Here is a 13,536-nt window from a genome sequence, read left to right on the forward strand (position 1 = left end):
AACCTATCCAAACCGCCCCGTAATATAGTCCCCGGTCTGCTTCATCTTCGGTTTGGCGGAGATCTTGTCCGTATCGCCATACTCATCAACTCCCCATGAACATGAGCGCGATGTTGTCCGATATGGCACCGCCGCCTGGCCGTGTGCCCACGCTGATGGACGACCTGCTCAACGGGTTGTCCAGCCCTGATCTGCAGCCACTGCTTGCCAGCTGTGTATTTCACTACGAACTCGAATTCATCCATCCATTGAAAGACTTTCTGATCGAAATGGGCCGCGACTTCTGTTTTGTCGCTTCGCGCTACCCGTTGCAGGTCGGCGGGCGCGATTTTGTGCTGGATCTACTGCTGTTTCATCGCGGGTTGAATCGCCTTATCGGAGCCCGAATTATTTTTCCGCTACCCCGTCACAAACCACCCACCTGGCCCGTCATGTCGGTGTATCCCTCAATTAACGGAGCCACCCCATGTCATCCAGCCACCCGACCCAAGCCGTCAACCTGCTGCAAACCATCCCCGAAATCTTCGAAAGCCTGGGCCAGGTCCACGGCCTGATCGACGCCCATGGCCTTGCGCGCAAGCTGCACCACCTGGTGGTATTGCGCGCCTCGCAGATCAACCAGTGCGGCTTCTGCGTGAAGATGCACACCCGCGAAGCCCGTGAAGACGGCGAAAGCAACGAGCGCCTGGACCGCCTGGTGGTCTGGCGCCATGTCAGCGATTTCAGCGCCGCCGAACGCGCCGCCCTGGCCTGGACCGAAGCCCTCACCGTACTGCGCGAAGACACCGACTTCGGCCCGTTGCGCGCCGCCCTGCGCGAACATTTCAGCGAAGCGCAGATCGCCGCCTTGACGGCCGATATCGGCATGATCAACCTGTGGAATCGCTTGCAGGTGTCGAGGCACTGAGGATGGATCGAATCGATGACACGACGGTGTTCGAAAGCCGTCGCAGCTTCCTGCTGGGCCTGGCCTACCGCCTCCTTGGCTCGCGCGCCGAAGCCGAGGACGTGGTGCAGGACCTGTTCATCAAATGGCTGGAGGCCGACAAGGCCTCCATCGCCACCCCGGCCGCCTGGTTGACCACCGCCTGCACCCGGCACTGCATCGACCTGCTGCGCTCGGCCCAGCGCTCGCGCCTGCAATACATCGGCACCTGGCTGCCGGAACCGATCCACAGCCTGCATCACGACTCCCCGGAACACAGCCATGAACTGGCCTCGTCGCTGTCCACCGCCTTCCTGCTGCTGCTCGAACGCCTGACCCCCAAGGAACGCGCCGCCTACCTGCTGCACGACATCTTCGACCTGGACTACCCCCAAGTCGCACAAACCCTCGGCGTCCAGGAAGCCACCTGCCGCAAACTGGTGTCCCGCGCCAAAGCCAGCCTGGGCAACACCCAAGCGCGCTACCAGCCGGAACCCTCACGCCAGCAACAACTGCTGAGCGCCTTCCACAGCGCCATTACCAGCGGCTCGACCCAAGGCCTGGCCGCCATGCTCTCCGAAGACGTTGAGCTCTGCGCCGACGGCGGCGGCAAAGCCAGCGCCATTCGCGAGACGTTGTATGGGCTGGAGGCGGTGTTGGGGTTTGTGGGGGAGTCGTTGAGCAAGTACTGGCGGGCGTATCAGTGGCAGGAGGTGGATATCAATGGTGGGCGTGGGGTGGTGTTGAAAGGGGACGGGGAGGTGGTGGCGGTGGTGAGTTTTGGGTATGACGCAGAGGGGCGGGTGAATCGCGTCTTTATCATGCGTAATCCGGATAAGTTGGTGGGGTTGGGGAGTGGTTCGTTGGCGTGATGTTTGTATCGCGCCGCCCTGAGTGCTGCGGATTGGCAAACCTAGGTCATTAATGCAGATCGTTTAGGCGGAGGTGGGCCACTGTAGGAGCGAAGCTTGCTCGCGATGGTCGTTAACGATAACCGTGTATTGATTGGATAAACGCAGCCTTTCAAGCCCATCGCGGGCAGTCGAGCCTCGGCCGGTCTCAGCCAAAGCGACCAAGCAGGCGATCAAGTAAGCGACCAAGTAGCCCGCTGCACAAGGGGCGACGTAGCTGGCCAACAATGAGATGACCCAACCTGGAACCACTAGCAAACGGGCGATATAGAAATACCGCTCACTCGCAATTGGTTTGGTAGCGTGCCTTCACCTCAGCCACGCTCAGCCACTTACGTCGCGAATGCACCACGCGATGACAATTAGCACATAGCAACGCCAGGTCAGTGAGCTTGGTTTTGTCGCCGGGTTGGAGTGTGTGCAGTGGCTTAGTGTGGTGAATATCGATGATGCCTTCGATATCTGCACCATAGGTTTTGCTGAAGTTGAAGCCGCAGGCTTCGCACTTGAGTTCACCGTGCTTCTTAAGGGCTTCGTCCTTTTTGTGTTTGACGAGCTTTTTGTCCCTTTCCCGTACCCGATGCACTCGGGTAAGCACCTTGCCTTCCTCTGCCTCGAAGAAGCCCGGTTCTTCCTCTTCATTTAAATTTATGGCTGTAGTCGTGTCGGACTCGACGTTGGCGTTGATGGCGGCCACGACTTCGGCGAGTCGTTTGGGGTTGTTAGCGAACTCCAGCCATACCAACTCTTCATCCTTGTTGCCTTTCGCCAAGCCAGTCCGACCGGAGTTGGTGTAGCTCGGGTCCCAGCGCCGGAAATTGTTGAGCTTCATGCAAACACCATTGGTATTGCGAAAGCTCTGGTTCTTACTCATGGCAGTGGCGCTACCGATGAGATTGAGGCTCTGTGATAAGGCTTGGACCTCCGGGTGGTTCTTACCGGGCAACCCATCGCGATGGCGGAGGTAAAGGTCCAGGGCCAGGACAAGTTCGTCACGACTCCAAGCGGGATTGGATTGATTACTGGTGGGTGAGGAGGGCATGGGGCTATCCGTAGGTTTCCCGTTTCTTTGTAGGAAGAAACTCAATATTCAATAAGAATATTCGCGTCTGATAGCGTTTGGGAATCATGCTTTGCGAATGATGGTCGCTGGAGGGAGATGTGCTTCCTAAGCAGAGTCACTCTATTTGATCGTGTACTCGGGGGTAATGCTGTCGATTAGTCGTTGCTCGTCATGGGGACCGGACTTTTGTGTTCGGGTCAGCAACATCTTGTCGTTAGGCGGGTCCCCATCGTGTTTAAGCTTTTGATTTATATGTATTCCTCTTTACGTTTGTTCGATAATCCCCATTTGTCTTCCAGCCAAAGCTTCGCATGGCATGAAGCTGAGCCCCATGCTTCAACAGAGTGGATCATTGAGAGCTAGTTGGTCAGTGCATTTAGCGTCTTAATGGTGGCGTAATGCCTTTACCCTGAGTGCTGGGCTAGGTAGTGTGGCAGCCATGGAGTCGACTAGGCAGCAATGACCTAGGATGCGTGCTAGAAAGCGTTTCCTGCCATGCTAAATATCGACCTCAGAGTTTTTATCAATCTTTCAATGCGTCGATCTGGGCGGTGATTGACCAGTCTAGATTGGTTCAGTTTTCATCCCATATTTTTAGATTGGGTCAAGCCCTTTTTTCATCGCTATTTGATGGGGTGATATGGGATTAGGAGTAGTGAAATGGCCGTATCAGCGGAAGGTAGCAGCTACCGTAGCATCCCGGAACCAGGCCAGCTCGTCGAAGTCCGGCGCCGACAGTGGGTTGTTGCGGAGGTTGATGCATCCAAGCTAGGTAGTGTGCAGCAGCATGCCATCACACTGGCATCTATCGACGAAGATGCATTGGGCGAAGAACTCCAGGTGATCTGGGAAATTGAACCAGGAGCGCAAGTCATCGAACGCGCCGGTTTGCCCGCCATCACTGGGCAGGATGACTCTGATACGCTGGAAGCCTTTCTTGATGCTGTGCGCTGGGGTGCAGCTACCAATGCGGATCGTGGTTTTCTGCAAGCGCCGTTTCGCAGTGGTGTCAGTCTGCAAGACTTCCAGCTGGATCCCCTGGTTCGTGCAATCGACATGGCGCGCGTCAATTTGCTGATCGCCGACGATGTAGGTCTGGGCAAGACCATCGAAGCCGGCTTGGTCATTCAGGAAATGCTACTGCGTCATCGTGCTCGAACTGTGCTGATCGTCTGCCCCGCGTCACTGCAAGAAAAGTGGCGTGTCGAGATGATGGAAAAGTTTGGTCTGGAATTTCGTATCGTCGACAGCACTTACATCAAGGAGATGCGACGCGAGCGTGGAATACATGCCAATCCTTGGACCTCTTTCCCGCGTCTGATCACGTCGATGGATTGGGCTAAGGCCGGCGATGGTTTGCGTGCCTTCCGCGATATCCTGCCGGCGCATGTCAGCTATCCGCGCAAATTTGATATGTTGGTTGTCGACGAGGCGCACAACGTCGCGCCCTCAGCTAGCGCTCAATACGCTATCGAAAGCCAACGCACTCGCTTCATTCGCACAATCGCCCCGCATTTCCATCACCATCTGTTTCTGACTGCGACGCCGCACAACGGCTACACCGAGTCTTTCACTTCGCTGTTGGAGCTGCTCGATGATCAGCGCTTTGCTCGCAACATCCTGCCGGAAGAGAAGCAGCTGTCTCAGGTGATGATCCGCCGTCTCAAGAGCGAAATCACCGACAAGGATGGAAACCTGATCTATGCGCAGCGCAAGCTTGAAGCGTTGCCTGTCGACTACACCACCAAAGAAAGAGAGATTCATCGCAAGCTGCAAGCATTCTGTGCCAGCAGGGAAATCGCGGATGAAGAGTTGGGCGGCGTGACCGGCGCGTCCTTTGTCAACCAGCTGCTACGCAAGCGTTTGTTCTCGTCGCCGGCTGCCTTCGCGTCGACCCTGGAAAAGCATGTCGCGACCTTGGAAAGTGGCGGAGCTAGCAAAGGGCGGAACGAATTGTCCGAGCGAATTTTGCTCAAGGCTATCCAGCGTGCCGAAGAGGATTACGCCAACGACTCAGACGTCGAAATCGCACAGCAAGAGGCCGTCGAGGAAGCCACGCGCCACTCACGCCCGTTGAACGCAGAGGAGCGTATCTTGCTCGATGAGCTCAGGCACTGGGCTCAGCAGGCGATGAATCAAACCGACTCCAAGGCTAAAGCGCTGCTTAATTGGATTCATCGGCATCTGAAGACCGATGGATCCTGGAATGGTAAACGAGTGATTCTCTTCACCGAGTACCGTACCACTCTCGACTGGCTACATCAGATTCTGGCGACTCATGATTTGGGTGGCGATCGCCTGATGATCTTGCATGGCGGCATGGATCACGATGATCGAGAACAAGTGAAGGCGGCATTCCAGGCCGCTCCAGACATTTCCCCCGTGCGCATCCTGCTGGCCACCGACGCCGCTTCCGAAGGTATCGACCTGCAGAATCACTGTAACTACCTGATTCACCTGGAGATTCCCTACAATCCCAACGTCATGGAGCAGCGCAACGGTCGTATCGACCGCCATGGCCAACGTGAAAAAGAGGTGGTGATTTGGCACCCGGTCGATGCTCGCCAAGATCAGGATGCTGTCGGTGGCCACCAAGACGATATCCTGCGCGCCTTGCGCAAGCTCGATTCCATGCGTGCCGATATGGGCAGCGTGAACCCAGTGATTGCACCGCAGATGTCTGGGCTCATCGAAGGGGCGCTGCGTGATCTGGATACCCGATTGGCAGACGCGAAGATTGCCCAGGCTCGCCGATTCGTTAGAGCTGAAAAAGACCTCGCTAACCGAATAGCCAAGCTACATGAGAAGTTGGTCGAGACTCGAGAGGACTTCCATCTCTCTCCCGAGCACATCCAGAAGGCGGTCGAAACCGGATTAGCGTTGGCCGAGAAACCGACTCTCAAACCGCTGACATTGGCGGGAATCGCGCCGGGTAAAGCCTTCGAGCTGCCACCCCTGGGGGGCGCATGGGAGCGTTGCCGCGAAGGGTTGGAGCATCCATTCACCGGAAAAATCCGCCCGGTGACATTCGATCATGAAGTCGCCAATGGGCGAGACGATCTGGTGCTCATCCATCTCAATCATCGCTTGGTGCAGTTGTGTCTGCGTTTGCTGCGTGCCGAGGTTTGGGAGCAGGAAGACAACAAGCACTTGCATCGAGTGACGGTGCGAACGTTGCCTGACGATCGTCTCGAGGCCCCGGTGGTCTTGGTCGTGTCGCGCTTGGTGATCACTGGAGGTAATCACCATCGTCTACATGAGGAACTTACGTTGGCTGGCGGCTATCTGCGCGAACAGGGCTTCAAGCGCGAAGAGGGCGTCACTCGGGTACAGTCCTGGTTGGACGAAGCGCAGCCGTGTCAGTTAGATGACACTGTGTTCGACATGTTGCGCTCTCGTTTCACCACAGGGGAGGAGGCCATCCAGCAATCCCTCGTGGCACGTTCGCGCAATCGTCTCGAGTATTTGGGCAACACTCTGGAAACCCGCAAGAACAAAGAAAAAGAAGACATTCTCGCTGTGCTGGATGAGTTGGATAACGCAATTCGCAAGGAGTTGGGCAAGGACGAGTTGCCTGAGCAGTTTTCTTTGTTCAGTGAAGATGAGCGCACCCAGGTTCAACGCGACAACTCCGCCCTGCAAGCACGTCTCGCGCGCATTCCTGCGGAGCGGAAAGAGGAGGCCGGGGCCATCGAAGCACGCTATGCCGAACCGCAGGATCGTACCTTCCCGGTAGCCGTCATTTTCATCGTACCTGCATCGCTAGCTCAGGGAGGCCGCGTATGAATCCCCTCGATATTCACGATGAATGGTTGTCGCTGATCGAGGTCTCGGGTCCTTTCCTCGCCACGCCGGTACTGAAGCGGATCTTCTCCACTGGTCTACCGGCTGTCGAACCTCGCATTCGACAGTACCTGCGGCAGGCTTATGACGAGTGGTGCGAGGCTCGCGACAACGATGACCCTAGGTTCACTGAGTTGCATCGCGCCTGGATTCATGAAGTGCTTGCCCGTGGCCTGGAATACGACGAGAACGATAGCGGTGAGCTTTTAGTACGAGGTGAGTGCATTCCTTCGGAGTTGCGCGTCACTCTGCCGGAGCACGGAGTCACCTTGGAGCCTGACTATGCATTGGTCTCGGGCTGCCAAAGTCAGCTGCTCGTGCAAATCTATTCGGCGGGTACGGATCTCCAGGCAGCTCTGAAGTTGAATGGGTGGTCCGCTAGTCCAGCCGAGCGCATGGAACGGCTATGTCGGGCCAGCGGATGTCGCCTTGGTTTGGTCACCGATGGTGAGCGCTGGATGCTGGTCGATGCTTCCGTTGGCGCTGTATCGACCTTCGCAAGTTGGTATGCACGTCTCTGGGGGCAGGAGCGGCTGACGCTGCAGGCCTTTCTCACCCTATTGGGTATCCGACGCTTCTTCGGCCCAGACGATGAGACCTTGCCCTCAATGCTGGACGAGTCTCTCCAGCATCAGGAGGAAGTCACTGATGCCCTGGGTGAACAAGTCCGCCGGGCGGTCGAGGTATTGATCCAGGCACTGGGTAAGGAAGACCGTGAACGGTCAGGGGCGCTGCTGCAAGGTGTCGAGCCGAGTGAGCTCTACGAAGCGGGTCTGACCATCATGATGCGTCTGGTTTTCCTGTTGTCGGCTGAAGAGCGGGGGCTCTTGCTGATGGGAGAGGAGGCCTACGAAAGCAGCTACGCCATTTCCACTTTGCGTATGCAGCTGCGCCAGGAAACCGAGGAGGTGCTGGAGCGGCGCAACGATGCCTGGTCACGGTTACTAGCGACATTCCGTGCAGTGTACGGCGGCATCGAGCATGAAATGCTGCGCCTTCCAGCACTGGGTGGTTCGCTATTCGACCCGGATCGGTTCCCTTTCCTTGAGGGGCGCTCCAAGGGCTCCGATTGGAAGATCGACTCCGCGCGACCACTACCGATAGATAATCGTACCGTGCTGCTCCTGCTGGAGGCGATCCAGCAGTACGAGGGACGTACGCTTTCCTACCGAGCTCTGGATGTGGAGCAGATTGGTTACGTTTACGAAGGCTTGCTGGAGAGGACTGTCGGACGAACCGAACGGGTGACAGTCGCGCTTGCCGGTGGCAAGGGGGCAAAGAAAACCCTTTATGCTCTGGAGGAGCTCGAAGCTCTGCACCAGCGGGGGGGCGAAGTGTTGGCCGAGGCGCTCTCCGGTGCCGATGCGATCAAGCGTGGCGGAGGAGCGATCCTCAAGGATCTCGAACGCTCGGTCGATGCTGTCCAGGCTAACCGTCTGCTCACCGCTTGCGCTGGAGATGAAGGCCTGCGTGATCGTGCTCTGCCATTCCTAAACCTGCTGTGTACTGATTCTTGGGGTTACCCGCTGATTTACCCAAGCGGAGCCTTCATAGTCACCACGGGCAGCGATCGGCGTGAGACGGGAGCGCACTACACACCGAAATCGCTCACAGAGGCCATCGTCGCCGAGACGCTGACGCCGGTTGTCTACGTCGGGCCGGCAGAAGGCTTCCCGCTAGAGCGGTGGATGTTGAAGTCCCCCGCCGAGTTGTTGGATCTGAAGATCTGCGATCCGGCCATGGGCTCGGGGGCTTTCCTGGTACAGGCCTGTCGTTGGCTGGCCGATCGCTTGGTTGAGGCATGGTCGAAGGTTGAAGACAGCGGAAAGGCAGTGAGCGTGGACGGCGAAATCCTGGATGCGCCGGGGGCCGGGGAGCCTCTACTCAGGGATACCGAGGCCCGCACCGTGATCGCTCGCCGTCTAATCGCCGAGCGCTGCCTGTACGGAGTGGACCTGAACCCATTGGCAGTCGAGCTCGCCAAGCTCTCCATCTGGCTGGTTACTATGGCCAAGAATAGGCCGTTCGGCTTCCTTGATCATAGTCTGCACTGCGGCGACAGTCTGCTTGGTATCCATCGACTGGATCAACTGACCCAGCTTTCAATGAATCCCTCAGACCAGAGCCAGCTGCGTCTGCTCGGCCAGAATATCGAGCAGGCTGTACGCGAAGTTGTCGAACTGCGTATGCGCCTGCGCGAGATGCCAGTCCGCGATATCCGTGATGTGGAATCCATGGTGCATCTCGATGCAGACGCGCGTCGCAGGCTCAAAGTGCCGGAATGCATCGCCGGTGTCTTCATCGGTGAAGTGTTCGCATCGGGTGGTAATGGCGCAGTGCTGGAGAACACTTTGGCGTCGCTCGCCGTCCAATCCGGGCAGGCCATTGACGGCGACCGGGATGTGCTCGCCTCAATGCGTTGTAGATCTGTCTCCACGCTCTCGGCCGATCTACCCAGCGACAAGCCCATGCGTCGGCCTTTCCATTGGCCATTGGAGTTCCCTGAGGTATTCGCGCGCGAACGCGGCGGATTCGATGCGGTTGTTGGCAACCCACCTTTCCTTGGAGGGAAGCGCATCACCGGAATTATGGGCGACGCGTACCGCAACTGGCTGGTGAGCCACATCGCGGAGGAGCGTCGAGGTTCCGCCGATCTCGTCGCGTACTTCTTCCTGCGAGCTTGGAGCTTGCTGCGCGAAGGTGGCGGCTTCGGGCTGCTCGCGGTCAATACCATCGCGGAAGGCGACACACGGCAGGTCGGACTGGAAGCCATGGTCGGCCTGGGTGCCGTCATCCACTCCGCCTACCCGAACGAACCCTGGCCGGGAAAAGCAGCGGTTGTCACCAGTCGCGTGCATGTCCACAAAGGTGAGTGGCGGGGCGAGCGCTCGCTGCTCGGGCGATCGGTTTCCTTCATATCGGCCTTCCTGTCCGATCGTGAGGAGTGGAGCCCGAAGCGGCTGAAAGCCAGCGAGGGCATCGCGTATCAAGGATCAATCGTGCTGGGCATGGGCTTCGTTCTCACTGATGAGCAAGCAGAGGGCATGCTCAGCAAAGACCCAAAGAGTGTGGAAGTCATTTTCCAGTATCTTGATGGGGATGACCTGAAATCCAGTCCCCAGCAGCGTCCGACCCGTTGGGTCATCAGCTTTTGGGACTGGCCCGAGGAAAAAGCCCAGAACTACAGCGGCCCGTGGCAATGGATTGAGGAGCGGGTTAAGCCTGAGCGGCAGCGATGCGGGGATAACGGCCAGTACGTTTTGCGCAGACCGTTGCCGGAACGATGGTGGCAGTATGCAGACAAGCGCCCAGCTCTCTACCATGCTGTTGGGCGCGGCCATCACTTTGTACATCACTCGGAAGTCTGGAGTTCGGATTCGCGCCCGCGCGAGCAGGTTCTTGTGGCTGGCCGCGTCGGAAAGTACTTTAACCCGTCAGTCGTTGAGAACGACGTCATCTTCCATGAGAAATGCGTCGTGTTCGCCGTGGACGAGGTATACGCCTACGCGGCGCTTTTCAACTCGTCTCCGGTCGACGCCTGGGTGTGGAAGCACTCGTCGCGGATGAAGCTTGACCTGAATTTCTCGCCGTCCGACGCCGTCGAGACCTTTCCCTTCTTGGAGCCCGCCGAGATCGTACGTCTCGATAAGATCGGTCGCGAGTACCTGCAAGCTCGCCATGAGGTAATGACCGATCCGGCCAACCCGATCGGCCTCACCAAACTCTACAACCGCTTTCACAACGCGAACGACGCGGACCAGCGAATTGAGCGTCTACGAGAGCTACACCGCAAGATTGATGCGGCAGTCATGCGTGCCTACAGGTGGGGCGATATCGACCTCGGGCACGGATACCACGAACAGTCGAATCTCGCGGAGAATGACTGTGTGCGGTTTACCATCTCCAACGTCGCACGTGCCGAGGTACTACACCGATTCGCTGAGTTAAACCGTCAGCGTTACGAAGAGGAGGTCGCCCAGGGGGTACATAGCGGGAATGCGAAACGAGCTTCAACCCGAGCTCCGCGTGCTAGTCGATCTAATAGCACCACTCCAATTCAAACGGGGCTCGACTTCGATGTTGTAAACACGCCCTCTAAGACTTGCGAAGCCTCGGCAGCGGAGATTCTGGGGTTCCTTCGAGCCAACCAATTTTGGCACGCGAAGTCCGATATCCTCGCTGCAACTGGCATTTCGGATGGGCAATGGAATGTAGCTATCACCGATTTGATTGCGGGCAATAAGATTGAGCGCCAAGGTGAAAGACGCGGTGCTCGTTACCGAGTCAGGCGAGAGGTGAGCAATGAGTAGAATACTCTCGTATCGAGAATAAGAGCTTTGCCATATCAGTGAAGAAGAGCTAATCAAATAGGACTTGTATATGACCAAACCTAGCGAAGATCGCGCACAGGCGAGCCCAACGAAACAGTTCTTCGTATCGATGCTGACGCGCGACATTAGTCTTGCTGATGCCATTCTCGATTTGCTTGACAACTGCTTGGATGGTGCATTGCGGCTTGTTCACGGCGCCCAGGTCGACTATACCAAGCATTTCGTAAGGATCGAGATTGCTGGGGATCATTTCTCCATTGCCGACAATTGTGGCGGAATCCCTCGTGATGTCGCCAAGAACTATGCGTTCAAGATGGGCCGTGATTCTGACGATGACCGTGATTCAGATGCTGAAACGATTGGGATGTATGGGGTCGGCATGAAGCGCGCCATCTTCAAGATGGGGCGTAACGCCTTGGTTAGAACGCGACATGGCGAGGACACATTCGAGGTGCCGATCACCTCGGAATGGCTCGATGCGAAGAACTGGGATCCCCTGCCGATCAATGAGCCGAGCGAGGCAAACGAAAAGCTCGACGAGCCTGGCACTACCATTCTCGTTCAAGAGTTGCACGACGGCGTCGCAAGACACTTTGGCAACGCGGCTTTCGAAAACGAGGTGCGTACTGCGATTGCTGAGCACTTCACGATGTTTCTCCAATGGGGGCTCAACGTGGTGCTCAACGGTGAGCCTGTTCTGCCTGTTCGGGTCGAAGTGCTCGTTACAGAGGATGAGGGCGGTCCCGCTCCCTACGTTTTCCAGAAGACGATTGATGATGTGCTCGTTTCCATTACTGTCGGATTGAACACCTCCAAGAGTTCCGGCGATGACGACGAGGATGACGCTGGTTTTGAAGGTGACCGCTCATCTTCGATCTCTGGTTGGACGGTACTCTGCAATGATCGCGCGGTTATCGTGGGTGACAAGAACCGTTTGACGGGTTGGGGGGACGGTATTCCGCTCTACCACCCGCAGTTCTCCATAGTCACGGGCATAATTGAGTTCAGATCGCATCGTGCTGACAAGCTTCCGGTCACCACGACGAAGCGTGCCTTAGACACGTCATCGAACGTTTGGTTGGAGTCCCTCGTCAAGATGAAGGAGGGTATGCGGATATGGATCTCCTACACCAACCAATGGAAGAACCACCCACGTGCCGACCAATCCCGCTTCTGGGCAGAGGCTCGGCCGATGCCACTGGGCAAGGTCATCGCGGCTATCGAATCACGCAAACTCGCCAAGAAGTCGGACGGCCACATTGAATTCAATCCCTTGAAAGCCAAGGTGCTTCCAGTGCCGGAAGAGAAGAAGCCTTCTTCCCGAAGGATAGTGTTCTCCCGGCCTATCGAAGAAGTGCGTCTTGTCTCGAAGATGTTGTTCGACGACCAGGAAGAAAAGCCAGGCATCGTTGGCGAAGCTTGCTTCGAGATGCAACTGGTGAAGGCTAGGAAGCAGGGAGACTAAGCATGAGTGCCGGTTCATCGCTTCCGTACAAATTGCGGCCGAATAAGGCTGTGGATCGTGAGCTATTCCTATCGCTGCTCATGCGGCTTGCCCCTACCTTCGGTCTGGAGAAGTACCATTATGTTGGTCTGGGCGGACCTTTTCTTGAGGACTTTCGACTGGTCCACGCGCGATTGGGCATTGAAAGAATGACCTGCATTGAGACTGAAAAGGAAGTTCATAAGCGCCAACTTTTCAATCGCCCGATTGCGTCAATCGAGTGCATCCATAACAGCCTTGACGACTATCTTGACGAGACTGATTTCGATTCGCCCGTCATCATATGGTTCGACTTTACGGAGCCTAGAGGTATTACCTCCCAGATAGAGCGCTTTGCGCGAACGATCGGAACTGTGCCAATCGGGAGCATTCTGCGGGTGACTCTGAACGCCAACCCTTCATCGTTGGGTAGTCCAGATGCGAGGGAGCTCTCCGTTGAGGTCGATGGTGATGTTTCTGAGGATCGGGCACAAAAGCCCACGATCCAAGAGTGGCGGCTCGCGCGCTTCAAGTCGCGTTTGGGGGGGCTTTTCCCTAGCGGGCTGGGCCCTGATGGTATGAGTTTCAAGAGCTATGGGGCGAGCGTGCTTCGTGTACTCAAGCTAGCAGTCGATAGAGAGACTCTCAGCTTCAAGGACCGACAGATCGTCTGGGCCTTGGCTACTCACTACTCCGATGGTCAGCCAATGGTCACGGCGTCACTCGTCGTTTGCCGGACTGATGATGGGGCAACGCAAGATTTGGTCAAGGAGTGGGCGTTCTACTCCACTACTGATGCGCCTCACCGGCTGGATTTACCCGCCATCTCGACGCTGGAGCGTTTGACTATGGAGTCTACGGAGGAACCACAGGCAAAAATGGGGTTCAACCTGCCACGCTCTGACATGGGGGAGGACCCATTCGATGTTTTCAGGAAGTTCTACAGGATCTATCCGCATTTTTCGCGTGTAGAGCTATAG

At 56.8% G+C, this 13,536-nt stretch carries 7 protein-coding genes and 1 pseudogene; 7 read left to right on the plus strand and 1 reads right to left on the minus strand.

Annotated elements, in window-relative coordinates; genetic code table 11:
* Positions 1 to 245 precede the first annotated feature (245 nt).
* The 3 genes and pseudogenes from CXQ81_RS31750 to sigJ form a co-directional block, all read left to right on the plus strand.
* A pseudogene (locus tag CXQ81_RS31750) lies at positions 246 to 389 on the plus strand (PDDEXK nuclease domain-containing protein); the annotation flags it as partial.
* Positions 390 to 466: 77 nt separating this feature from the next.
* Positions 467 to 907, plus strand: coding sequence for a carboxymuconolactone decarboxylase family protein (locus CXQ81_RS14405; protein WP_097139134.1), 441 nt, complete (start codon positions 467 to 469; stop codon positions 905 to 907).
* A gap of 2 nt (positions 908 to 909) precedes the next feature.
* The gene (sigJ, locus tag CXQ81_RS14410) at positions 910 to 1,797 is read left to right on the plus strand and encodes an RNA polymerase sigma factor SigJ (RefSeq protein WP_101337576.1); all 888 of its coding nucleotides are present in this window, start codon (positions 910 to 912) and stop codon (positions 1,795 to 1,797) included.
* Positions 1,798 to 2,116: 319 nt separating this feature from the next.
* Here the strand turns inward: sigJ and CXQ81_RS14415 are convergent, their stop codons facing one another.
* Positions 2,117 to 2,878 (minus strand): HNH endonuclease, encoded by a 762-nt coding sequence (locus tag CXQ81_RS14415; protein ID WP_101337577.1) that lies wholly within the window; start codon positions 2,876 to 2,878, stop codon positions 2,117 to 2,119.
* Positions 2,879 to 3,559: 681 nt separating this feature from the next.
* Between CXQ81_RS14415 and drmD the strand changes: the two genes are divergently transcribed.
* The 4 genes from drmD to CXQ81_RS14435 all read left to right on the plus strand — a co-directional run bounded on the left by drmD (position 3,560) and on the right by CXQ81_RS14435 (position 13,536).
* The gene (gene drmD / locus CXQ81_RS14420) at positions 3,560 to 6,685 is read left to right on the plus strand and encodes a DISARM system SNF2-like helicase DrmD (RefSeq protein WP_101337578.1); all 3,126 of its coding nucleotides are present in this window, start codon (positions 3,560 to 3,562) and stop codon (positions 6,683 to 6,685) included.
* Positions 6,682 to 11,052, plus strand: coding sequence for an Eco57I restriction-modification methylase domain-containing protein (locus tag CXQ81_RS14425; protein WP_101337579.1), 4,371 nt, complete (start codon positions 6,682 to 6,684; stop codon positions 11,050 to 11,052). The genes drmD and CXQ81_RS14425 overlap by 4 nt, the downstream gene beginning before the upstream one ends.
* Positions 11,053 to 11,122: 70 nt before the next feature.
* A complete protein-coding gene (locus CXQ81_RS14430) occupies positions 11,123 to 12,538 on the plus strand; it encodes an ATP-binding protein (protein ID WP_101337580.1) in 1,416 nt (471 codons plus the stop codon).
* A gap of 2 nt (positions 12,539 to 12,540) precedes the next feature.
* The gene (locus tag CXQ81_RS14435) at positions 12,541 to 13,536 is read left to right on the plus strand and encodes an O-methyltransferase (protein ID WP_101337581.1); all 996 of its coding nucleotides are present in this window, start codon (positions 12,541 to 12,543) and stop codon (positions 13,534 to 13,536) included.

It is taken from the genome of Pseudomonas sp. 09C 129 (genome assembly GCF_002843625.1).
Lineage (GTDB): Bacteria > Pseudomonadota > Gammaproteobacteria > Pseudomonadales > Pseudomonadaceae > Aquipseudomonas > Aquipseudomonas chlororaphis.

What these genes read in the sequence shown, in the direction of transcription:
- CXQ81_RS14405 (WP_097139134.1), top strand. Translation starts at nt 467, where the DNA reads ATGTCATCCAGCCACCCGACCCAAGCCGTCAACCTGCTGCAAACCATC.
- sigJ (WP_101337576.1), top strand. Translation starts at nt 910, where the DNA reads ATGGATCGAATCGATGACACGACGGTGTTCGAAAGCCGTCGCAGCTTC.
- CXQ81_RS14415 (WP_101337577.1), bottom strand. Translation starts at nt 2,878, where the DNA reads ATGCCCTCCTCACCCACCAGTAATCAATCCAATCCCGCTTGGAGTCGT.
- drmD (WP_101337578.1), top strand. Translation starts at nt 3,560, where the DNA reads ATGGCCGTATCAGCGGAAGGTAGCAGCTACCGTAGCATCCCGGAACCA.
- CXQ81_RS14425 (WP_101337579.1), top strand. Translation starts at nt 6,682, where the DNA reads ATGAATCCCCTCGATATTCACGATGAATGGTTGTCGCTGATCGAGGTC.
- CXQ81_RS14430 (WP_101337580.1), top strand. Translation starts at nt 11,123, where the DNA reads ATGACCAAACCTAGCGAAGATCGCGCACAGGCGAGCCCAACGAAACAG.
- CXQ81_RS14435 (WP_101337581.1), top strand. Translation starts at nt 12,541, where the DNA reads ATGAGTGCCGGTTCATCGCTTCCGTACAAATTGCGGCCGAATAAGGCT.